This is a genomic window from Streptomyces sp. NPDC044002 (genome assembly GCF_056434525.1).
This window is the reverse complement of sequence record NZ_JBWKEZ010000029.1, coordinates 1-21,555: the sequence shown is the minus strand read 5'-3', so window position 1 is coordinate 21,555 and position 21,555 is coordinate 1. Positions and strand designations below refer to the sequence as shown.

Genomic DNA, 21,555 nt, shown 5'->3' with positions numbered 1-21,555 from the left:
TCCCAGTGAGCAGCCCCAGCACCACGATGGACCCGCCGGTTCAACTGTCCCTCCCCCGCACACCACCCGCGCCTGCGCCGGGTTGCGGTGTCTGCGCTGCCCTTGCGAAGCAACGCACAGCGGCGTACGGCGCCGGGGACCTGTCCGCCGTCTCGGACTGCAACGTCGAGCTGGTCGCGCACCCCAAGAAGCACTCTGGGGGCCGGTAGTGGACATGCAGACCTGGAGAGACGGACGTACAGCGGCTCTGAGCGCCTCCGATGCCATGCGTGAGGTACTCGCCTCCCTGGGCCTGCCGGAGAGAGCGTACGCGGCGATACGCCCACAGGTGACGCCCCGAGGCGAGCCGCTCGTGCACCTGGGCTCGATCCCCGCTGCTCACGTCGAGCAGATCGCAGAGGCGCTGCGAGGCACCCGGGCACACCCCGAGCGGGACAGCGGTGCCCTTCCCATCCGAATCAAGGAGGACCAGATGACCGACCTGTACGGACTCGACATCTCCGGAGCCCACTTCAGCAAGGCGTGTGGGGGCAACACCCACCCGGACGGCGAGGCGTGCGTGACCCTCGCGAAGATCGGGCCGGACGCGTGGGCGATGGGCGACAGCAAGCGCCCGGACGCCGAGCCGCTGCGCTTCACCACGGCCGAGCTGGACGCGGCGGGCATCGACCCCGCCCGCTTCGACCTCTCCGCCTGATCCACGGCACCACCTGAACTGACGGCCCTGCCCTCACGCCGACGGGCAGGGCCGTCGTCATCTCTCGGAACGGAGCAGCGGTGCACCACCACGGTTACGCATGGGTGGGAGAGAAGAAGACGTTCGACAGGGAGAGCGTCCGCAGACCGCCCAGCCAGGCCCCGGCGGCGACCAGTGAGCAAGAGGTGCACGACCGATACCGAGAAGCCGTGGCCGCGTTCCCGACTGCTGACCTGCCTCCGATCCAGACGGCGCACTGGCTCATGAAACCGCCCTCGCTGATCAGGGGGACATGGGAGGAGCCCAAGGAGGCCGGCGAGTGGCTGGGCCTCCAGCTCGCAGAGTTCGCACCCCGATTCGCCTCTGAGCAGGATCGGGAAGTGACCAGGCTGGTGCTCCTTGCGAAGGCTGCTGTCGAACGGCTGGCATGGGGAGGAGACGTATCCCTCGGCCACTACCTGAAGGGCACTGTCTTCCACTCTGTCGCCCTTGTGACGTGCTCGCCGAACCGTGCCGCTCCCGACCTGCCCTGCCCCGCCCAGCAGGCCCGTGCCTGACAGCGGCCCCGACGTGATGCCGGGGGGCCTGTCTGCGTCCGCGCGCGCCTGTCTCAGGCACTCTCTCCCAGGTGGCGGTACAAGGTGGCACGGCCGATCCCCAAGGCCTTGGCGATGGCTGTGACGCTCTCTCCCCTGGCGTGCCGGGCACGGGCAACGGCGAGCTTGTCATCGTCTACGACGGACGGACGCCCACCGACGTTGCCCTTACGGGCCGCAGCGTCCAGCCCTTCCAACGTCTTCTCGACCAAGGCCACGCGCAAGCAGCGGTAGTCCAGACCCGCAACACGAACGAACGGGCACCAGTCGGATGGCTGTGCCCCTTTTCGTTTCAGCTCGCTGTCAGTCGCGCCACTTCGGGACCAACAGGTCAGGATTGAACGGGCGTCGGCCACCGCCGCCTACCGGCAGGACGATCACCGCATGCAGTGCCTCCCTGATCAGGGCGCGCTTCTGTGCCAGGTCCAGCCTGCCGGAGGTCCAGCGCTCACGTACGTCGCCGGTGACTTCGGCCGCACGCTGCTGGTTGAGAACGTGGCGCGTACGGTCCGCACGTAGTTCCTTGACCCGGGATTCCATCCTCTGGTTCTCAGGGAAGAACAACTCATCCGAGATCTGGTCCCCCTGCCAAGCCTGGAGCAGCTTGCGCTGCTTCCGCGTCAAGCGGTCCAGTTCGTCTTCCCCTGCCCATTTCTCGTCCGCATGCGCCGGCCTGGCCGCCCGCTCCTCCAGCTTCGCCAGAACTGTTTCCGTGATGAATTCGTCAATCTTGGCGCCATTACGGCCCGTGCCACCGCAACCGCCCATTTCCTTGCTGGGACACTGATACAGGTAGCCGCCGGAGAGATCCGGTCGCATGGCCGCACGGAGGGGCGAGTTGCAGATCTGGCCGTCCACTCCGGGCTTTCCGCATCGGAGGATTCCGGTCAGCAGGTACGACGGGGTGCGATAGTCCGTGACCGTTCCGTCGGACTTCACGTTGGGACTGACGCGTGCCGAGAAGACGGCGTCGATGGCCATCCACTCCTTCGGGGTGATGATCGGCTCCCAGCGGCCCACGACCGGCACACCGTTGGCATCACGGACCAGTTCTCCGTTGTGCTTCCGCCACCCGCACAGCCGCGGGTTCCAGAGTGCGATCTTGAGGGAGCGGCTCGCCCACTCCTTGTCGTTGATCGTGCGGACGCCGGCCTCCCGCCACTCTCGGAGGATGGAGTGCATGGACTTACCCGCGATCACCTCACGGGCGCCCTTCGCCAGCCACGCCGCTTCCTCGGGCTCCAACGTGAGCTTGTCGTCCTGCCAGCCGAAGGGGCGCTTTCCGCCTACCGGGATGCCCAGCTCGGCGCGGGCGCGGTGCGAGCGGCGTGCACGCCGCTGCATCTTGCGCACCTCCATCTTGGAGATGACGACGCCGAAGAGGCCCATGGACTCCACGTCCTCGCTGTAGAGGTTCTTCGACCCCTTGGCGTCGGCGTAGACGCGCCCTTCCTCGTACGTGAGCGCGTCCACGAACCGCTCGTAGTCTCCGGCTCTGCGAGTGAGCCGGTCGTCGGCGACGACGATGACGCCGCGTACGGGCTGCCCGTCCGGCATGTGCCCTGACTTGAGCGCCTTCACCATGGCCTCGAAGTCCGGGCGCACCACCGCCGCCTTCGCTGCCGACAGGTCGTTGTCGGTGTAGCGGTGCACGATCGTCCAGCCGAGACGGGCCGCAGTCTCGCCGTTCACCTTGTGCTGGTCCTCGACGCCGTGGCCGTCCCTGGCCGTGTCGGCGGAGATACGCGCGTACGAGACAACCGGGATCACCGGTGCCGCTTCGTTCACTTCCCACCCCTTTACGAAGAGTCACTAATTCTATGCAAAGAGAAGTGGTGCTACCAGCAGTACCTTGACAAGAACGCGGGCGGCTACTGCGGCATCGGGGGCACTGGCGTCTCCTGCCCCATCGGCGTGGCCGCGGCGGAATGACGGCTTGACCCTGCCGCTGGCGGCAGGGTTGTTCCATCGGGGGCATGGAGAACACAGCGGGCAAGCAGCGGGTCGTCCTCGTCACCGGAGGGGGGACCGGGATCGGGCGGGCCACGGCGCGGGCCTTCGCGGCCGCCGGGGAGCGGGTCGTGGTCGTCGGGCGGCGCGGCGGGGTGCTGGACGGGACCGCCGAGGGGTTCCCCGGGATCCGGCCGCTCGTCGCCGACGTGAGCGCCCCCGGCGGGCCGGAGCGGATCGTGGAGCGGGTGCTGGCCGAGCACGGCCGGCTCGACGTGCTCGTGAACAACGCCGGGATCGTGCGGGCCGGCGCCCTCGGCGGGGTGAGCGAGGGCGACATCGCCGCGCAAGTGGCCACCAACCTCGTCGCCCCGGTGCTGCTCACCCAGGCCGCCCTGCCGGCACTGGAGGCCGCCGGGGCGGGGGTCGTCGTCAACGTCAGCACCGCGGTCGGGCAGCGGGGCTGGCCCGGCGCCTCCGTCTACGCCGCCACCAAGGCCGCCCTCGACACCCTCACCCGCAGCTGGGCCGTGGAGCTCGCCCCGCGGGGCATCCGGGTCGTCGGGGTCGCGCCCGGCGCGGTGGACACGCCGATCGGCGAACACCAGGGGCTCAGCCCCGAGCGGGCCGCCCAGGTACGGGCCTGGCAGGTGGCGCGCACCCCGATGGGGCGGGTCGGGCGGCCGGAGGAGGTCGCCTGGGCGGTGTGCCGGCTCGCCGACCCGGCCGCCTCGTTCCTGACCGGGGCCGTGGTCCCGGTGGACGGAGGCGCGGCGGTGGCCTGACAGCATGGCCGGATGCTGATCGGGGAACTCGCCGGGGCCACCGGCACCACCGCCCGTGCCCTGCGCCACTACGAGCAGGCGGGGCTGATCTCCTCCGAGCGGGCGCCGAACGGCTACCGGGTCTACGAGGAGCGGGCCGTCGTACGGGTCCGCAACATCCGGGTGCTGCTGGAAGCGGGGCTCACCCTGGACGACGTACGGGTGTTCGCGCCGTGCCTGGACCGGGACGTGGCCGCCGGGCCGCCGTCGCCCAAGGGGCTGGCGGTGGCCCGGGAGCGGCTGGCCGTCCTGGAGGCCCGGATCGCCGCGCAGACGGCGGCGCGCGACCGGCTGCGGGAGGCGTTGGGGCGGGCGGGTCAGATCGTCGACGCGTCGATGACGAAGCGGTAGCGGACGTCGCTGGACAGGACGCGTTCGTAGGCGTCGTTGACGTCCTCGGCCCGGATCACCTCGATGTCCGCGCCCAGGCCGTGCTCCGCGCAGAAGTCCAGCATCTCCTGCGTCTCGGCGATCCCGCCGATCATCGACCCGGCGAGGGTCTTGTTGCCGCCGATGACGGAGAACAGGTTCAGCTCCACCGGCTCCTCCGGGGCGCCCACGTTCACGAGCGCTCCGCCGACCCGCAGCAGGGACAGGTACCGGTCCAGGCCGAGCGGCGCGGAGACGGTGGAGAGGATCAGGTCGAAGCGGCCCTTCAGCTCCTCGAAGGTGGCCTCGTCGGCGGTCGCGTAGTAGTGGGCGGCGCCCAGCCGCAGGCCGTCGTCCTTCTTGCGCAGCGACTGCGACAGCACGGTCACCTCGGCGCCCAGCGCGGCGGCGATCTTCACGCCGACGTGGCCGAGCCCGCCGAGGCCGACGATCGCGACCTTCTTGCCCGGGCCCGCCTGCCAGTGCCTGAGCGGCGAGTACAGGGTGATGCCGGCGCACAGCAGCGGCGCGGCGACGTCGAGGGAGAGGCCGTCGGGGATGCGGACGGCGTAGTTCTCGTCGACGACGAGGTGCGTGGAGTAACCGCCGTACGTGGGCTCGCCCTTGCGGTCGAGGGCGTTGTACGTGCCGGTCATTCCCTGGACGCAGTGCTGCTCCTGCCCGGCCAGGCAGTACTCGCACGCGCGGCAGGAGTCGACCATGCAGCCGACGCCGATCCGGTCGCCGACCGCGAACCTCGTGACGCCGGCGCCGACTTCGGCGACCACACCGGCGATCTCGTGGCCGGGGACCATCGGGAAGATGCCCTCGCCCCAGCCGTCGCGGGCCTGGTGGATGTCGGAGTGGCAGATGCCGGCGAACTTGATCTCGATCAGGACGTCGTGCTCGCCGACCGGGCGGCGCGGGACCGTGGTGCGCTCCAGCGGGGCCTTGGGGGCGGGGGCGGCGTAGGCGGCTGCCTGGGTGACGGACATGGGGTGCTCTCCTCGGACGAGGACGCCTGGGGGGCCGTACCGCGGGGTGCTGCGGGCGGGCCGTGGCGTCCGTTCTTCGACGTCCCCCACGATGCCCTCCCCGGCGCGGCCGACCCAGACCCCTGCGGAGCCTAGGACTGGCGGACCTACCCCTGACGGGGTCAGGCTGAGCCCCTCGCCGGGCGCGCCCGCCGGGGATACTTGCGCTATGGACCAGCTTGATCAGCGAGCCGAACTCGGGGACTTCCTGCGCAGCTGCCGCGCCCGGCTGCGGCCCGCTGACGTGGGCCTGCCCGACCACGGGCGGCGCCGCCGGGTGCCGGGCCTGCGCCGCGAGGAGCTGGCGCAGCTGGCCGGGGTCTCGGTGGCCTACTACACCCGCCTGGAGCAGGGACACGGCCAGAACGTGTCCGCGGAGGTGCTGGACGCCATCGCGCGGGCGCTGCGCCTGAGCGGCACCGAGTCGGCCCACCTGAACCACCTGGCGAGCCCCCGCACCCGCCGGTCCGGCGGCCGCACCGCCCGCCCCCAGCAGGTCCGCCCGGCGCTGCGCACGCTGCTGGCGGCGATGGAGGGCGTACCGGCCTACCTGGTGGGGCGGCGGCAGGACGTCATCGGCTGGAACCCGCTCGCCGCGGCCGTCTTCGGGGACTTCGGGGCGCTGCCGCCGGCGGAGCGGAACCTGGTGCGGCTGGTGTTCCTGGACCCGGCGACGGCGGAGCTGTACGCGGACTGGGAGTGCCGGGCCTGCGAGGTGGTCAGCAACCTGCGCCTGTACGCCGGCCAGCACCCCGACGACGAGCGGCTGTCGGCGCTGGTCGGGGAGCTGTCCGTGAAGAACGAGGAGTTCCGGCGGCTGTGGGCGGCGCACACGGTGGCCGACAAGACGCACGGCGTGAAGCGGCTGCGGCACCCCATCGTCGGGCAGCTGGACCTGACCTTCGAGACGCTGACGCTGCCCGACGACCCGGCGCAGTGCCTGGTGACGTACCACGCCGAGCCCGGCTCGCCCTCGGCGGACGCCCTGCGGCTGCTGTCGTCCTGGACCGCGCCGCCGGTGGCGCCGCCGGCACCGCAGCGGCCCGCCGAGGAACCCGCGTAGGGGTGGGGGCGGGGGTCAGAGCTTGAGCTGGAAGAGGCCCGCGCCGCGTTCGCGGCGGTAGCCGAGGGACTCGTTCACCGCCAGCATCGGGGCGTTCTCGTCGGCCACGGTGGTGCCGATCCGGCGCAGCCCCGGGAGCTGCTCGGCGGCGTACGCCTCCATGCGCAGCTTGACCGCGCGGCCCAGGCCGTGGCCCCGGTGGGCGGGCACGACCACCGTGTCGTACTGGAGGGCGCGCGGGCCCGCCGGATCCGGCAGCACCAGCACCGTGTACGCGGCCACCTCCCCGGCGGGGGTGACCGCCGCGGCCACGGCGATCTCGCCGCCCCGGTCCAGGACCAGCCGCTGCGCGCTGTGCACCCGCTCGGCGGTCCAGGGCCGGAAGGTCTCCTCGCTGTCCCCGCTCGGGGCGTCCTCCATCGCGCCGTGGGCGACGGCGGTGGCCGGGGCCCACTCGTCGGGCACCAGGCCGGGCCAGACGTGGAACGCGTAGCCGGGCGTGGCGGGGAGCGGCGGCGGGCCGTCGGCGCCGAGTTCGCGTACGTACCAGCCCATGGAGAGCACGTTCTCGAAGCCGAGGGACTCGGCGAAGGCCTGCCCGGGGCCGCCGAGGTCGGCGACGGTGGCGACGGAGGTGCGGTCCTGGTCGAGGAGCTCCCGGCGGACCCGCTGCCACAGGGCCGTGCCCACGCCGCGCCGGCGCGCGTCGGGCCGTACGGTCAGCTCGTCGAGGAACGCGGTGTGGGTGTTGCCCTCCTCGGTGAAGAGCAGCAGGGCGGCGTGTCCCGTGCCGTCCCCGGCCGTCCAGTGCGCGAGGCGGCCGCGCGACGGCGGGACGCGCAGCCGTCCGGCGGCCTCCGTCCGCGAGGGGGCGGGTACGGCGGGCAGGGCGGCGGCGTCGGTGGCGTGGGCGGCCGTCTGGACGGCCAGCCAGGCGTCGACCTCGGCGTCGGCCGGGGGCACGGACAGGGTGTTGATCTTCGTCATGGCAGGACTGTAGGCGCCCCGCCGGCCGAACCGGACGCCCCTGGAGTAGAGTTCACGGCCGCTCCCCCTCCAGCCCCTCAACGCCGGAAGGCGGGGCGCCCTTCCGGGCTCCCCGCCTTCCGTCGGTACCGCTGCCGTGGCGTCAGGCCGACGGACCGGCCTTCCACTCGGCCCACGACATGTTCCAGCCGTTGAGGCCGTTGTCCGGCTTGATGGTCTTGTCCGGGGAGTTCACCACGGTGACGACGTCGCCGATGAGCGAGTTGTCGAAGAACCAGGCGCCGGGCTGGTTCGGGTCGTTGGCGCCCTGGGCGTCGTTCAGGCCGACACAGCCGTGGCTGGTGTTGACCTTGCCGAAGATCGAGTCGGCGCCCCAGTAGTTGCCGTGGATGAAGGTGCCGGACGTGGACAGCCGCATCGCGTGCGGGACGTCCTTGATGTCGTACTCGCCCTTGCCCTCCTTGTTCGTGAAGCCCACGGTCGAGCCGTCCATCCGGGTCTCCTTGAACTTCTCGGAGATCACCATCTGGCCGTTGTACGTGGGGTTCTCGGGAGAACCGGCGGAGATCGGGATGGTCTTGAGGACCTGTCCGTCACGGGTGACCGTCATCGTCTTGGCCTTCACGTCGACGGTGGAGACCTGGCTCCGGCCGATCTTGAAGGTGACGGTCTTGTTCTGCGCGCCGACGATGCCGGGCGCGCCCTGGACGCCCTGGAGGGCGAGCTTCAGGGTGACGGTGGAGTTCGCCTGCCAGTACTGCTCGGGGCGGAAGTCCAGGCGCTGGTTGCCGAACCAGTGGCCGACGACCTCCTGGCCGCTGCTGGAGGTGACGCTGATGGCCGCCTGGACGGCCTTCTGGTCCTTGATCGGCTTGTTGAAGGTGATCGAGACCGGCATGCCCACGCCGACCGTCTCGCCCTCCTCCGGCACGAAGGAGCCGACGAAGCTGTTCTCCGGGGAGAGGGTGGTGAAGGAGGCATTCTCGTGCGCCTCCTTGCCGGCCGCGTCCTTCGCGGTCGCCGCGAGGGCGTACTTGGTGGAGCGCTTCAGCGCGGCGTCCGGCTTCCAGCTCTTGCCGTCGGCGGCGATCTTGCCCGCGACGGCCGTGCCGTCGGAGCTCTTCAGCTCGACCTTGGTGAGCGTGCCGTCGCTGACGGCGACGTTCGTGCCGTCGTTCAGCGGGACGTTGGTGGAGCCGTCCTTGGGCGTGATGGCTATTCGGGCCTTGGAGGCGTCCTTGGCCGCCGCCGCGTCGACCTCCGCCTGGGACTTGCCCGCGTCCGAGCTGCCCTGGGACTTGTCGCCGCCCCCGTCATTGCAGGCCGAGAGCATCAGTACCCCACCGAGCACGGCGGACACGGCCACCAGGGACCTTCTCCGCCGCATGCTGTACGTCCTCACACGTCACTCCATCGTTGCCGTGAAACCCCGGGCTGCGATCCCGGGGTCGGGCCGGGCAGGGGGCGTCGCCCCCTGCTCGTCCTGACAACGCGTTAACGACGCTGTTCGGTTCCACATTCCGTTCGAATGTGTGCAACCCCACGGTCAGGCGTTGTCGGCCCCTTCTTCGAAACCACCATCTTCCTCGTCAAGGTCCCACTCCAGGGACTCGGGGTCGTATTCGACCGGTTCGCTGCTCCAGGAGGCCTGTGCGAGCTCGACTCCGGTCAGCTCCGCGACCAGGTCAGTGGGGTCGACGAGGTAGGCCAGGGCCTCCGATTCGTCCTCCATGACCGCCGACTCCGCGTGCGCGCGCTCCTCGTCCGGCATGAACTCGTCGGCCTTGATGTGCGCGAGCGCGGCACCGATGAGGGCGTCGGAGTCCGACACCTCCAGCACCAAATCCACCCGAAGCCGTACGTATCGTGATGCATCAGAAGGGTTCATACGACGGAGAGTAAGCCCGCGACAGCCTCGACTTTCCCGCGACCCGCCCCTTTCACTAGCATCTGCGGACACGGCCAATTCGCTGCTTCCGCAAGGGGGATCGCACCGTGTCCGCACGTCGACCTCTGCTCACCGCCCTCGGGGCGACCACCCTCCTCGCCGCCCTCTGGTTCGTCCCGTCGGCGAACGCCACCGCCCCCGGCCTGTCCGCGGGCACCCCCGGCGCACCCGCCGCCGCCAACACCGGAACCGTCTCGGACACCGCCACGGACGCCGACGCCGACGGCGACGACGACTCCGACACCGGTACGGGGACCATCGCCGGCGTCTCCGACGAGCGGCCGGCCGGCATCACCGTCCTCTCGCTCGCCGACACCGGCAGCATCGACACCACCCCCTACGTGCTGGGCGGCACCGTCTGCCTCGGCCTCGGGGCGGGCTTCGTGGCCTTCTCCGTACGCCGCTCCCGCAGCCTCTAGAGACGGCGGAAGGGCCGCACCCCCGACGGGGTGCGGCCCTTCTCCTGTTCTCGTCCTGCTTCCTGCTTCCTGCTCCCGCTCCGGGTCAGGCGAGCGGACCGGTCACCGGCTCCACGGCCGCGACGAGCCCGCCCGCGCGCACGAAGGCGTCGGCGGCGGCCAGGTCCGGCGCGAGGAAGCGGTCCGGCCCGGGACCCTCCACGCCCGCCGCCCGGGTCGCGGCGATCGCGGCCTGGCTGGCCGGCGCCGGGGTGAGCCCGTGCCGCAGCTCGATGGCGCGGGTGGCCGCGTACAGCTCGATGGCGATGATCCGCGTCAGGTTGTCGACCGCGGTACGCAGCTTGCGCGCCGCCGACCAGCCCATCGAGACGTGGTCCTCCTGCATGGCGGAGGACGGGATCGAGTCGGCCGAGGCCGGCACGGCGAGCCGCTTCATCTCGCTGACCAGGGCGGCCTGCGTGTACTGGGCGATCATCAGACCGGAGTCGACACCGGCGTCGTCCGCCAGGAACGGCGGCAGGCCGTGGCTGCGGTTCTTGTCCAGCAGCCGGTCGGTGCGCCGCTCGGCGATGGAGCCGAGGTCCGCGGCGGCGATGGCCAGGAAGTCCAACACGTACGCCACGGGCGCGCCGTGGAAGTTGCCGTTGGACTCCACGCGGCCGTCGGGCAGCACGACCGGGTTGTCGACGGCCGCGGCCAGCTCGCGCGAGGCGACGAGCGAGGCGTGCGCCATGGTGTCACGGCCCGCGCCGGCGACCTGCGGGGCGCAGCGCACCGAGTAGGCGTCCTGCACGCGCGGCGCGGACTCCTCCTGGAAGTGCCCGGTGAGCCCGGAGCCCTTCAGCACGGCGGCCATGTTGGCGGCGGAGGCGCCCTGCCCGGGGTGCGGGCGGATGGCGTGCAGCTCGGGCGCCAGCACCTTCTCGGTGCCGAGCAGCGCCTCCAGCGTCAGCGCCGCCGTGATGTCGGCGGACTTGTACAGCGTGTCGAGGTCGGCGAGGGCCATCACCAGCATGCCGAGCATGCCGTCGGTGCCGTTGAGGAGGGCGAGGCCCTCCTTCTCCCGGAGCTCGACGGGCTCGATGCCGTGCTCGGCGAGCAGCTCACCGGCGGGCCGCACGGCGCCGTCGGGGCCCTCGGCGTCACCCTCGCCCATGAGCGCGAGGGCGCAGTGGGAGAGCGGCGCGAGGTCGCCGGAGCAGCCGAGGGAGCCGTACTCGTGCACGACGGGGGTGATCCCGGCGTTGAGCAGGTCGGCCATGGTCTGCGCGACCGAGGGCCGCACGCCGGTGTGCCCGGAGGCCACCGTCTTCAGACGCAGGAACATCAGGGCGCGGACGACCTCCCGCTCGACGCGCGGCCCCATGCCGGCGGCGTGCGAACGGACGATGTTGCGCTGGAGCTGCGCGCGCAGCTCGGGGCTGATGTGCCGGGAGGCGAGCGCCCCGAAGCCGGTGGAGACCCCGTAGACGGGCTCGGGCTTGGCGGCGAGCGCGTCGACGATCTCACGAGCACGGCCGAGCGCTTCCAGCGCCTCGGCGGACAGCTCGACCCGCGCGTTGCCGCGGGCGACGGCGATGACGTCCTCGGCGGTGGTCCCGGACGTCCCCACCACGACAGTGTGCATATCCATATTCAGCACCCTACGGACTGAATCCCTTCATGTCACTAGCCAAATTCGTCACGATCACGACCGTCGACGGACCCTTACGGCATACGGCCCCCGGCCGGTGCCGGCCGACCCCTGCCGCCACTCCCTACTGCCGCCCCCGGAACCGTCGCCGCTCTCCCCGGCCCTCGCGGGCCGCCGCGGCGTCGGCCAGGCGGACCACCGCCGTGTCGCGGCCCGCGACCACCGGCTCCGTGGATCGGGCCGCCTTCGCCTTGTACTGCGCCGCGTCCGCCAGGCGGAACAGCCGCCGGGAGGACTTCACCGGCCCGATCGGGTCGCCCGTGGAGGCGACCCCGCACGCCACGCCCTCGCCCAGCTCCAGCTCGGCGGCCCGTACGCAGACCTCCCCCGTCACCCGGACCACCTCGTCCGCCGACGGCCCCGCGCTGACCAGGCAGAACTCGTCCCCGCCCAGCCGTGCGACCAGCGCCCCCGGCAGCATCGCCCCGCACAGGCTCAGCACCGAGCCGAACCGCTCCAGCAGCCGGTCGCCCGTCGCGTGCCCCAGGGTGTCGTTGACGCGTTTGAGGCCGTTCAGGTCGCACACCACCAGGCTCACCACCGTCCCGCTGCGCCGGTGCTCCTCCAGGGCCTCGTCGAGCCGCATGTCCACGGCCCGCCGGTTGGCCAGGCCGGTCAGCGGATCCGTGAAGGCGAGGCGCCGGGCCTCCTCCAGGCGCTCGTTCTGCGCGAGCCCCGCCGCCACCACCGCCGCCAGTACCGCCGCGAACTCCGCGTCGTCCTCGTCGAAGTCCGGCAGCCCCTCGTCCCGGGCCACGTACAGCTCGCCCCACGCCCGCCCGCTGAGCACGATCGGCGCCACCACGCAGGTGCCGCGCCCGCGCCGGCGCAGGGCGTCCCCGCGCCGCCCGGGGCGGTCGCCGACGGCGCTCTCGACCCAGGCGTGCGGGCCGCCGCCGCCCGCCCAGCGTTCGTGCAGGAACTCGGTGATCTCGGGGAAGTCGTGCACGGGGTAGGACTCGTCCTCGGGGAACTCCTCCTCCCCGGCCCGCCGCTCGCCCTCGTTCACCAGGACCCGCAGCCGCCCCCGCTCGCGCTCCCAGGCCGAGATCGCGGCGAACGAGCCGTCCATCGCCAGGCGGGCACCCCGCGCGGCCGCCCGGACGCTGTCCCGTGGTGCGCAGGCCGCCGCCATGGCCTGCGCGAGTGCCACGACGGCCCGCAGCCGCCCGTCAACTCCCATCACCCCAGACTAGGGAGTTTTATCCGATTTAGTGACAGTAAGACCCACTTGGGGTGACCTCCGGTCACCCCATGAAGCCACGCCGCCCTACTCCCCCGGCCAGTTCGGCTTGCGCTTCTCGTTGAAGGCCGCCACGCCCTCCGCCCGGTCCCCGGAGAAGGCCACCGTCCGCCAGGCCGCGTCCTCGATCTCCAGCCCCGCCGCCAGGTCCATCCCGTGCCCCAGACGCAGCGCCCGCTTGGCGGCGCGCAGCCCGACCGGGGAGTTCGCCGCCATCGTCAGGGCCAGCTCCAGGGCCCGGGCGCGGTCCCCGCCCGCCGGGGCGACCTCGTCGACCAGGCCCAGGGACAGGGCCTCGGCCGCCTCCACGCGGCGGGCCGTGAAGATGAGCTCGGCCGCCCGGGCCGCGCCGACGCGGCGCGGCAGGAGCTGCGTACCGCCGCCGCCCGGGATCACGCCCACCGACACCTCGGGCAGCCCGACCACGGCCGTCTCGTCGGCCACGATCACGTCGCAGGCCAGCGCCAGCTCGAAGCCGCCGCCCAGCGCGAAGCCGTGCACCGCCGCGACCGTCGGCATCGGCAGCTCCAGCACGCCCCCGTACGCCCCTCGGGTGGTGGGGCGCTGGCGCACCAGCTCGGCGTCCGTGAAGGAGTTGCGCTCCTTGAGGTCCGCGCCCACGCAGAACGCGCGCTCGTGGGTGGAGGTCAGTACGACGACCCGTACGCCGGGGTCCGCGGCGAGCGCGTCGCACGCGGCGGAGACCGAGCGCGCCATCTCCGTGGAGACGGCGTTCATCGCCTTCGGCCGGTCCAGCACGAGCTCGGCGACCACGTCGCCGTCGCCGTGCCGCCGCACCGCCACGAACTCTCCGAAGCGCTGCTCAGACATGCTGCCACCCTCCCGGTTAACGATCGTTACCCGGGGATCTTAGGTGTCCTCCGCGTCAGCGACCAGGGCTCGACGACTCCCAGGCCGCGGACCGGCCGCTGCCACATCGGCTGGAGCGCGAAGCGGTACGTGCCGCCGCCCTCCTCGTTCTCGGCGTCCTTCTCGGACTTCGGCGCGGCGCCGGTCCGGCTCAGCTCCTCGGCCATCGCCCCGTCGACCAGCACCGCGTCCTTGGGGGCTATGGAGGTCAGCCGGCTCGCCAGGTTCACCGTGGTGCCGAAGACGTCGCCCATCCGGGTCGTCACCGTCCCGAAGGCGATCCCGACCCGCAGTTCCGGCATCTGCGGGTCCGCCTCCATGGTCTCGATCAGCCGCAGCGCGATCTCGGCCGCCGTCGCCGCGTCGTCGGCGCAGTACAGCACCTCGTCGCCCAGCGTCTTGATCAGCCGGCCGCCGTGCGCGGCCACCAGGTCGGCCGCCGTCGTCTCGAAGGCCTCGACCAGCTCGCCGAGCTCCTCCTCCTCCAGCCGCCGCGTCAGCCGGGTGAAGCCCACCAGGTCCGCGAAGCCCACCGCGAGGCGCCGGTCGACCATCTCCTCGTCGTCCGCGACCTGCACCACCCGGCCGGTCGCGGCCGCCAACTGGCGCCGCCACACGTAGACGAGGAACTCCTCCAGCTCCGGCAGCAGCAGCTCGACCAGCGGGTACGTGACCTCCGTGCGGGTCATGCCCGGCTCGGGCGGCTCCGTCAGCCCCTCCAGGAAGGAATCGATCTGCCATTCGGCCAGCCGGGCGGTGGTCTGTCCGGTGGACCGGGCCACCTGCACCGCCATGGGCTCGCTCAGCAGCCCCGCCTCCACCAGGCCGGCCAGGCGCCGCAGCGCCAGTACGTCGGCCTCCGTCAGGGCCTTGGCCTGGCCGATGTCGGCGAAGCCCATGGCCCGCCAGAACCGCGAGGCCAGCTCCATCGACACGCCCGCGCTCCGGGCCGCCTGGAACGGCGTGTACCGGCGTTCGGCGCCCAGGATCAGCTGCTCCAGCCGGATGGCGAGCGGGTCGGCCGTCGGCTGCGCCGCGTGGTCGACCTCGTGGAAGGGCGTGTGCTGGTCCCGCCCGATGGGGGTGCCAGGATTCCCGCCAGAACCGGACGCGCTGGACTTAGAGTCGTCGACGGTCAAGGGCCGCCTCCTGTCCATTCCGTGCGCGCTGCCGAACCGGGTGATCACCGGGAGGACCGGGATCGCCTAAACCATACGGCAGGTGTGCCGTAGCTCACTCCCCCTCTTTGACGGGCGCCTTCGCTCCCGGGGCGCAAAAGCCCGTCCGGGGGGACCCTCGCCCGGTCGCGCCCCTTCGGTCCAGGAGCCCCGCGCGGGCTCCGGCCGGGCGGCGGGCGGGGGTCCCCCGGGCCGGTATCAGCGGACCGACCTCAGGTGCACCACGTCGCCCGCACCCACCGCCTCGCGGGCGTCGTCGGCCGTACGGATCACCAGCCGGCCGTCCGCGTCGACCGCTTCGGCCGTTCCGGTGAGCTCGCGCCCGCCCGGCAGGTCCGCGCGGACGTGCCGGCCCAGGGTCGCGCAGCCGGCCGCGTACGCCTCCTGGAGGCCGCTTTCGGCCGGGTCGCCGGCCGCGTCGCGCCAGCGCCCGTACCACTCCTCCAGCGAGCGCAGGACGGCCTTCAGCAGCGGTTCCCGGTCGGTCAGCGCCGCCTTGGCCAGGAGCAGCGACCCGGCCGCCGGTACGGGGAGCTCGTCCTCCGTGAGGGTGACGTTGAGGCCGATGCCGAGGACCACCCCGTCCTCGACCCGCTCCGCGAGGATGCCGCCGGCCTTGCGCTCCTCCCCGTCCACGTTCACCAGGAGGTCGTTCGGCCACTTGAGCGCGGTGTCCGCGCCCGCGCCCCGCGAGAGCCCGGCCGCGGTGGCCACCCCGGCCAGCAGCGGCAGCCACCCCCACCGTTCCTGCGGTACGCCCGCGCCCGGCTTGAACAGCACGGAGAAGAACAGCCCCGACCGGGCCGGCGCGACCCAGCTGCGGTCCAGCCGCCCGCGCCCGGCGGTCTGCTCCTCGGCGACCAGCACGGCGCCCTCGGGCAGTTCCGCGGCGCGGGCCGCGAGATCGCTGTTGGTGGACCCGGTGGCGGCGACGACCTCCAGGGAGGTCCACAGGCCGTCCGGCGTGACGAGCGCCTTGGAGAGCGCGGAGGCGTTCAGGGGCGGGCGGTCCAGGCTCGACCAGCGGCCCTGGCCCGCTCCGACTGGAGCATCTTGTGGAGTCATGCAAGCCAATGTAGGTGTGTCAAACGCCGCACTGCCGAGCGCCATGCCCGCCGATACGCTACGCACCAGTAGCCAGCAGCAGTCAATCAATTGACCAGGCAGTTGACACCACACAGGGAGCCGCGACCCCGATGTCCCAACCCTCAGAGCCGATCGACATGCACACGACCGCGGGCAAGCTCGCGGACCTGCGGCGCCGAGTCGAGGAAGCCACGCACGCCGGTTCCGAGCGCGCCGTCGAGAAGCAGCACGCGAAGGGCAAGCTGACGGCACGTGAGCGAGTGGCGTTGCTGCTGGACGAGGGGTCCTTCGTAGAGCTGGACGAGTTCGCCCGGCACCGGTCGACCAACTTCGGACTGGAGAAGACCCGCCCCTACGGCGACGGCGTCGTCACCGGCTACGGCACGGTGGACGGCCGCCCGGTGGCCGTGTTCTCCCAGGACTTCACCGTCTTCGGCGGGGCGCTGGGCGAGGTCTACGGCCAGAAGATCATCAAGGTGATGGACTTCGCCCTGAAGACCGGCTGCCCGGTCGTCGGCATCAACGACTCCGGCGGCGCCCGCATCCAGGAGGGCGTCAGCGCGCTCGGGATGTACGGCGAGATCTTCCGCCGCAACGTCCACGCCTCGGGGGTGATCCCGCAGATCAGCCTGGTCGTGGGGCCCTGCGCGGGCGGCGCCGTGTACTCCCCGGCCATCACCGACTTCACGGTCATGGTCGACCAGACCTCGCACATGTTCATCACCGGCCCGGACGTCATCAAGACGGTCACCGGCGAGGACGTCGGCTTCGAGGAGCTGGGCGGTGCGCGCACGCACAACAGCACCTCCGGTGTCGCCCACCACATGGCCGGTGACGAGAAGGACGCGATCGAGTACGTCAAGTCGCTGCTCGCCTACCTGCCGTCCAACAACCTCTCCGAGCCGCCCGCCTTCCCCGAGGAGGCGGACACCGAGGTCTCCGGTACCGACCTGGAGCTCGACGTCCTGATCCCGGACAGTGCGAACCAGCCGTACGACATGCACACTGTGATTGAGCACGTGCTGGACGACGGGGAGTTCCTGGAGACGCAGTCCCTGTTCGCCCCGAACATCCTCACGGGCTTCGGCCGGGTCGAGGGACACCCGGTGGGCGTGGTCGCCAACCAGCCGATGCAGTTCGCCGGCTGCCTGGACATCAACGCCTCCGAGAAGGCCGCGCGGTTCGTCCGGACGTGCGACGCCTTCAACATCCCGGTGCTGACGTTCGTCGACGTCCCGGGCTTCCTGCCCGGCACCGACCAGGAGTACAACGGAATCATCCGGCGCGGCGCGAAGCTGATCTACGCGTACGCCGAGGCCACCGTCCCCCTCATCACCGTCATCACCCGCAAGGCCTTCGGCGGCGCCTACGACGTCATGGGCTCCAAGCACCTCGGCGCGGACCTGAACCTGGCCTGGCCGACCGCCCAGATCGCCGTCATGGGCGCGCAGGGCGCGGTGAACATCCTGCACCGGCGCACCATCGCGGAGGCCGCTCCGGAGGAGGTGGAGGAGACCAGGGCACGGCTCATCACCGAGTACGAGGACACCCTGCTCAACCCGTACACCGCCGCCGAGCGCGGTTACATCGACGCGGTGGTCATGCCGTCCGAGACCCGCGCCCACGTGGTGAAGGGGCTGCGGCAGCTGCGTACGAAGCGGGAGTCGCTGCCCCCGAAGAAGCACGGCAACATCCCCCTCTAGGCCCTCCAGGAGGACTCTGTGGTGATCAAGGTCGTCAAGGGCAACCCGACCCCCGAGGAGCTGGCCGCCGCACTGGCGGTGGTCCAAGCGCGCGCGGCGGCGCTGGCCTCGGCCCCGTCGGGCGCGCCCCGGGTGCCGGACGAGTGGGCCTCGCCGAGCCGGGTGGCGCGGCGGCGCCAGATGCTGCCCGGGCCGCGCGCGTGGGGCCGTACGTACTGGCCCGGACGGGGCTGAGCCCCGGGTTCCGGAAGATGGCGCGAACGGACGGTGGCGCCTGAGTACCCGTACTCAGGCGCCACCGGCGTACCGCGGGCCAGGATCGGGGCATGCTCTGGTCAGACCCGAAGAACGAGCCCCCGAAGGACATGCGCGACGCCCAGGCGATGCTCCGGCGAATGCTCGTGGTCCTCGTCCTGGCGATGGTGGTCGCGGTGTACGTCCTCGGCGTGCCCCCGTTCTGAGGCGCCCCCGGGGGCCGCGGCCGGAGGCGGTCCCGGCGGCCGCCCTACGATGGCCCCCATGACCGTACGCGCGCTCGTCCTCGCCTCCGCCTCGCCCGCCCGGCTGAACCTGCTGCGGCAGGCGGGGCTCGCCCCGCACGTGATCGTCAGCGGCTTCGACGAGGACACCCTGGACCACGACGAACCGGCCGGCCTGGCGCTGGCCCTGGCCGAGGCCAAGGCGGGCGTGGTGGCGGGGCTGGAGGAGGCCGCGGGCGCCCTGGTGATCGGCTGCGACTCCGTGCTGGAGCTGGACGGCGAGGCGCTCGGCAAGCCGGCCGACGCGGCCGACGCCACGGCCCGCTGGAAGTCGATGCGCGGCCGGGCCGGGGTGCTGCGCACGGGCCACTGCGTGATCGACACGGCGACCGGCCGTCAGGTCTCGGCGACGGCCTCCACGACGGTCCGCTTCGGCGAGCCGACGGACGCGGAGGTGGCGGCGTACGTGGCCAGCGGCGAGCCGCTGCACGTGGCCGGGGCGTTCACGCTGGACGGCCTGTCGGCGCCGTTCATCGACGGCATCGACGGGGACCCGGGCAACGTCATCGGGCTGTCGCTGCCGCTGCTGCGCTCGCTGCTGGGCGAACTGGACGTGTCCATCACGGACTTGTGGGCCTGAGGCCCCCACCGGGCTGTTCGGCCGGTCCGGCCGCCGGTCCGGCCGCCGGCGCGGCGTAGAGCATCAGGGTCAGTACGAGCAGGCAGAGGATCGCCGTCGTCGCCGCGAAGGCGCCCCAGCCGACGAGTCCCACGGCGAGGGCGCCGAGCACCCCGTGGGTGACGGCGGCGGCGACGAGCACGACGCGGGCGGGGCGGCCCGGCGGGCGGTCGCGCAGGGCGGCGACGGCGGCCAGGACGGCGCACAGCAGGAGGAAGGCGCCCATGCCGGCACCCATCCCGTAAGTCGCCATGACCATGACATCCGGATCCATGCCCGCGACGGACATCGACTGGGCCTCGGTCGTCCGGCCCAGCACGAGGTGGACGAGCACGAGGACGGCGGCCTCCGCGACGAGTGCGATCGCGACCAGCCCCGCCACGAGTCTGCGCAGCACGACGCCCCCATCCCTCCCACGCCACAAGCGTGTTCGACGCCTGGGAGGCTACTAACGAGTAAACCTTCGGACAAGAGTCCGGGCCCGCTTCGTTACGGGAAAGGGCGCGCGGGGCGACCGTGACGGCCCTCACTCAAAGAATGCATAGGCTGTTCGTAGGGACTCCACAAAGAATCGGCGGGGGCCGCTGACCCGCCGAACAGAGACCTCCCCCTCCCCACGGGGTTACTGTGCAGTCGGGGATCTCCCTGACCTGGGGCGACACACGGGCTTTCACACTCAAGGGGCACTCGAATAACACTCCGTGTGGGCAAGGTCACCATTGGGGAAGGGTCGTAAGGCCGTGTCGACTGTCCCTAAACTCAGCTTGTTTCAAGGAGGGAGCCATCGTGCGCAAGGTGCTCATCGCCAACCGTGGCGAAATCGCTGTCCGCGTTGCTCGGGCCTGCCGGGATGCCGGAATCGGGAGCGTAGCCGTCTACGCCGATCCGGACCGGGACGCCCTGCACGTCCGCGCGGCAGACGAAGCTTTCGCGTTGGGCGGTGACACCCCGGCAGCCAGCTACCTCGACATCGCGAAGGTACTGCAGGCAGCCGCGGACTCCGGTGCGGACGCCATCCACCCCGGATACGGCTTCCTCTCCGAGAACGCCGACTTCGCCCAGGCCGTGCTCGACGCCGGACTGACCTGGATCGGCCCGCCGCCGCAGGCCATCCGCGACCTCGGCGACAAGGTGGCCGCCCGCCACATCGCCCAGCGCGCCGGGGCCCCGCTCGTCGCGGGCACCCCCGACCCCGTCTCCGGCGCCGACGAGGTCGTCGCGTTCGCCCAGGAGCACGGTCTGCCCATCGCCATCAAGGCCGCCTTCGGCGGTGGCGGCCGCGGCCTCAAGGTCGCCCGCACCCTCGAAGAGGTGCCGGAGCTCTACGAGTCCGCCGTGCGCGAGGCCGTGGCCGCCTTCGGCCGCGGCGAGTGCTTCGTCGAGCGCTACCTCGACAAGCCGCGCCACGTCGAGACCCAGTGCCTCGCGGACACGCACGGCAACGTGGTCGTCGTCTCCACCCGTGACTGCTCGCTCCAGCGCCGCCACCAGAAGCTCGTGGAGGAGGCCCCGGCCCCCTTCCTGACGGAGGCCCAGAACGCCGAGCTGTACGCCGCGTCCAAGGCCATCCTCAAGGAGGCCGGCTACGTCGGCGCCGGCACCGTCGAGTTCCTCGTCGGCACCGACGGCACCATCTCCTTCCTGGAGGTCAACACCCGCCTCCAGGTCGAGCACCCGGTGACCGAAGAGGTCGCCGGCATCGACCTGGTCCGCGAGATGTTCCGCATCGCCGACGGCGAGGCGCTCGGCTACGGCGACCCGGAGCTGCGCGGTCACTCCTTCGAGTTCCGCATCAACGGCGAGGACCCGGGCCGCAACTTCCTGCCCGCCCCCGGCACCGTCACCCTCTTCGCCCCGCCGACCGGCCCCGGCGTCCGCCTGGACGCGGGCGTGGAGACCGGCTCGGTCATCGGCCCCGCCTGGGACTCGCTGCTCGCGAAGCTGATCGTCACCGGCGCCACCCGCGAGCAGGCCCTGCAGCGCGCCGCGCGCGCCCTGGCGGAGTTCAACGTGGAGGGCATGGCCACCGCCATCCCCTTCCACCGCGCGGTCGTCGCCGACCCGGCCTTCGCCCCGACCGACGGCACCCCGTTCAAGGTCCACACCCGGTGGATCGAGACGGAGTTCGTCAACGAGATCAAGCCCTTCGCCGCTCCGGCGGCCGAGGAGACCGAGGACGAGCCGGGCCGCGAGACGGTCGTCGTCGAGGTCGGCGGCAAGCGCCTGGAGGTCTCCCTCCCGTCCTCGCTGGGCATGACCCTGGCCCGCACGGCCGCCGCGGGCGGTGCCAAGCCGAAGCGCCGCGCCGCCAAGAAGTCCGGCCCGGCCGCCTCCGGCGACACCCTGGCGTCGCCGATGCAGGGCACGATCGTCAAGGTCGCGGTCGAGGAGGGCCAGCAGGTCAACGAGGGCGACCTGGTCGTCGTCCTGGAGGCGATGAAGATGGAGCAGCCGCTGAACGCGCACCGCTCCGGCACCATCGTCGGCCTCACCGCCGAGGTCGGAGCCTCCCTCACCTCGGGCGCCACGATCTGCGAGATCAAGGACTGACGCCCCGCACGTGACGAAGGCCCCCGCCCGGGTATCCCCGGGCGGGGGCCTTCGCGCATCCCGCCGCGCGCACCGGGCCCCTGCGGGGCTGGTCCCCTACCCGCCCTTCCACCGTTCCCAGGGGCTCCGCCCCTGACCCCGTTCGCCTCAAACGCCGGCGGGGCTACAGACAGCCCCGCCGGCGTTT

General features: G+C 72.1%; 23 protein-coding genes and 1 pseudogene. 12 read left to right on the top strand and 12 right to left on the bottom strand.

All coding sequences use genetic code 11. From position 1 onward, the window contains the following. The first annotated feature begins 472 nt into the window (after positions 1-472). Both AC07A6_RS21835 and AC07A6_RS21830 read left to right on the top strand, forming a co-directional pair. Complete coding sequence (locus AC07A6_RS21835; RefSeq protein ID WP_478778180.1) at positions 473-697, top strand: DUF397 domain-containing protein; 225 nt, start codon at positions 473-475, stop codon at positions 695-697. Positions 698-777: 80 nt separating this feature from the next. Then, positions 778-1,254, top strand: a complete 477-nt coding sequence (locus AC07A6_RS21830; RefSeq protein WP_478778179.1) for a hypothetical protein — start codon at positions 778-780, stop codon at positions 1,252-1,254. A 53-nt stretch (positions 1,255-1,307) separates the two neighbouring features. Here the strand turns inward: AC07A6_RS21830 and AC07A6_RS21825 are convergent, their stop codons facing one another. Next, on the bottom strand, positions 1,308-1,511 hold the full coding sequence (locus AC07A6_RS21825) for a helix-turn-helix domain-containing protein (RefSeq protein WP_478778178.1): 204 nt from the start codon (positions 1,509-1,511) through the stop codon (positions 1,308-1,310). A gap of 85 nt (positions 1,512-1,596) precedes the next feature. After that, positions 1,597-3,081, bottom strand: a complete 1,485-nt coding sequence (locus tag AC07A6_RS21820; protein ID WP_478778177.1) for a recombinase family protein — start codon at positions 3,079-3,081, stop codon at positions 1,597-1,599. A gap of 51 nt (positions 3,082-3,132) precedes the next feature. Here AC07A6_RS21820 and AC07A6_RS21815 point away from each other — a divergent pair. The 3 genes and pseudogenes from AC07A6_RS21815 to AC07A6_RS21805 all read left to right on the top strand — a co-directional run. Continuing rightward, a pseudogene (locus AC07A6_RS21815) lies at positions 3,133-3,225 on the top strand (peptide-methionine (S)-S-oxide reductase MsrA); the annotation flags it as partial. A 44-nt stretch (positions 3,226-3,269) separates the two neighbouring features. Continuing rightward, positions 3,270-4,028 (top strand): SDR family NAD(P)-dependent oxidoreductase, encoded by a 759-nt coding sequence (locus AC07A6_RS21810; protein WP_478778176.1) that lies wholly within the window; start codon positions 3,270-3,272, stop codon positions 4,026-4,028. A 12-nt stretch (positions 4,029-4,040) separates the two neighbouring features. Continuing rightward, complete coding sequence (locus AC07A6_RS21805; protein WP_478778175.1) at positions 4,041-4,418, top strand: MerR family transcriptional regulator; 378 nt, start codon at positions 4,041-4,043, stop codon at positions 4,416-4,418. Here AC07A6_RS21805 and AC07A6_RS21800 read toward each other — a convergent pair. After that, positions 4,385-5,431, bottom strand: coding sequence for an NAD(P)-dependent alcohol dehydrogenase (locus tag AC07A6_RS21800; protein ID WP_478778174.1), 1,047 nt, complete (start codon positions 5,429-5,431; stop codon positions 4,385-4,387). The two genes, AC07A6_RS21805 and AC07A6_RS21800, sit on opposite strands and share 34 nt — an antisense overlap. A 208-nt stretch (positions 5,432-5,639) precedes the next feature. Between AC07A6_RS21800 and AC07A6_RS21795 the strand changes: the two genes are divergently transcribed. Then, complete coding sequence (locus AC07A6_RS21795; RefSeq protein ID WP_362472768.1) at positions 5,640-6,533, top strand: helix-turn-helix transcriptional regulator; 894 nt, start codon at positions 5,640-5,642, stop codon at positions 6,531-6,533. A gap of 15 nt (positions 6,534-6,548) precedes the next feature. Here the strand turns inward: AC07A6_RS21795 and AC07A6_RS21790 are convergent, their stop codons facing one another. From AC07A6_RS21790 to AC07A6_RS21780, 3 genes are all read right to left on the bottom strand, one after another. Further along, positions 6,549-7,520 (bottom strand): GNAT family N-acetyltransferase, encoded by a 972-nt coding sequence (locus AC07A6_RS21790; protein ID WP_478778173.1) that lies wholly within the window; start codon positions 7,518-7,520, stop codon positions 6,549-6,551. Positions 7,521-7,662: 142 nt separating this feature from the next. Further along, positions 7,663-8,907 carry a L,D-transpeptidase gene (locus AC07A6_RS21785; protein WP_386274365.1) on the bottom strand — a complete coding sequence of 415 codons (1,245 nt, stop codon included), beginning with the start codon at positions 8,905-8,907 and terminating at the stop codon, positions 7,663-7,665. Positions 8,908-9,066: 159 nt separating this feature from the next. Beyond that, the gene (locus AC07A6_RS21780; RefSeq protein WP_285545531.1) at positions 9,067-9,351 is read right to left on the bottom strand and encodes a hypothetical protein; all 285 of its coding nucleotides are present in this window, start codon (positions 9,349-9,351) and stop codon (positions 9,067-9,069) included. Between the two features lie 164 nt (positions 9,352-9,515). Here AC07A6_RS21780 and AC07A6_RS21775 point away from each other — a divergent pair, with 164 nt between their 5' ends. Beyond that, a complete protein-coding gene (locus AC07A6_RS21775) occupies positions 9,516-9,887 on the top strand; it encodes an LPXTG cell wall anchor domain-containing protein (protein WP_478778172.1) in 372 nt (123 codons plus the stop codon). An 85-nt stretch (positions 9,888-9,972) separates the two neighbouring features. On the opposite strand, the gene hutH is transcribed toward AC07A6_RS21775, so the two are convergent. The 5 genes from hutH to AC07A6_RS21750 form a co-directional block, all read right to left on the bottom strand. Then, positions 9,973-11,514, bottom strand: coding sequence for a histidine ammonia-lyase (hutH, locus tag AC07A6_RS21770; RefSeq protein WP_362472782.1), 1,542 nt, complete (start codon positions 11,512-11,514; stop codon positions 9,973-9,975). Between the two features lie 130 nt (positions 11,515-11,644). After that, on the bottom strand, positions 11,645-12,763 hold the full coding sequence (locus AC07A6_RS21765) for a GGDEF domain-containing protein (protein ID WP_362472756.1): 1,119 nt from the start codon (positions 12,761-12,763) through the stop codon (positions 11,645-11,647). 87 nt (positions 12,764-12,850) lie between these two features. Next, complete coding sequence (locus AC07A6_RS21760) at positions 12,851-13,654, bottom strand: enoyl-CoA hydratase/isomerase family protein (RefSeq protein ID WP_427711022.1); 804 nt, start codon at positions 13,652-13,654, stop codon at positions 12,851-12,853. Between the two features lie 26 nt (positions 13,655-13,680). Next, positions 13,681-14,832, bottom strand: coding sequence for an adenylate/guanylate cyclase domain-containing protein (locus AC07A6_RS21755; protein WP_362472751.1), 1,152 nt, complete (start codon positions 14,830-14,832; stop codon positions 13,681-13,683). Between the two features lie 237 nt (positions 14,833-15,069). Then, on the bottom strand, positions 15,070-15,936 hold the full coding sequence (locus AC07A6_RS21750; protein WP_362472748.1) for a biotin--[acetyl-CoA-carboxylase] ligase: 867 nt from the start codon (positions 15,934-15,936) through the stop codon (positions 15,070-15,072). Between the two features lie 131 nt (positions 15,937-16,067). Between AC07A6_RS21750 and AC07A6_RS21745 the strand changes: the two genes are divergently transcribed. The 4 genes from AC07A6_RS21745 to AC07A6_RS21730 all read left to right on the top strand — a co-directional run bounded on the left by AC07A6_RS21745 (position 16,068) and on the right by AC07A6_RS21730 (position 18,779). Continuing rightward, positions 16,068-17,660 (top strand): acyl-CoA carboxylase subunit beta, encoded by a 1,593-nt coding sequence (locus AC07A6_RS21745; protein WP_362472745.1) that lies wholly within the window; start codon positions 16,068-16,070, stop codon positions 17,658-17,660. Between the two features lie 21 nt (positions 17,661-17,681). Beyond that, positions 17,682-17,894 carry an acyl-CoA carboxylase epsilon subunit gene (locus AC07A6_RS21740; protein WP_125599251.1) on the top strand — a complete coding sequence of 71 codons (213 nt, stop codon included), beginning with the start codon at positions 17,682-17,684 and terminating at the stop codon, positions 17,892-17,894. Between the two features lie 92 nt (positions 17,895-17,986). Beyond that, positions 17,987-18,121, top strand: coding sequence for a morphogenic membrane protein MmpB (gene mmpB / locus AC07A6_RS21735; protein WP_267033075.1), 135 nt, complete (start codon positions 17,987-17,989; stop codon positions 18,119-18,121). Positions 18,122-18,170: 49 nt separating this feature from the next. After that, positions 18,171-18,779 (top strand): Maf family protein, encoded by a 609-nt coding sequence (locus AC07A6_RS21730; RefSeq protein WP_362472741.1) that lies wholly within the window; start codon positions 18,171-18,173, stop codon positions 18,777-18,779. Here the strand turns inward: AC07A6_RS21730 and AC07A6_RS21725 are convergent. Continuing rightward, the gene (locus tag AC07A6_RS21725) at positions 18,760-19,215 is read right to left on the bottom strand and encodes a hypothetical protein (protein ID WP_478778171.1); all 456 of its coding nucleotides are present in this window, start codon (positions 19,213-19,215) and stop codon (positions 18,760-18,762) included. The genes AC07A6_RS21730 and AC07A6_RS21725 overlap by 20 nt on opposite strands. 389 nt (positions 19,216-19,604) lie before the next feature. On the opposite strand from AC07A6_RS21725, the gene AC07A6_RS21720 reads away from it, so the two are divergent. Continuing rightward, positions 19,605-21,368, top strand: a complete 1,764-nt coding sequence (locus tag AC07A6_RS21720) for an acetyl/propionyl/methylcrotonyl-CoA carboxylase subunit alpha (protein ID WP_362472735.1) — start codon at positions 19,605-19,607, stop codon at positions 21,366-21,368. Positions 21,369-21,555: the final 187 nt, after the last annotated feature.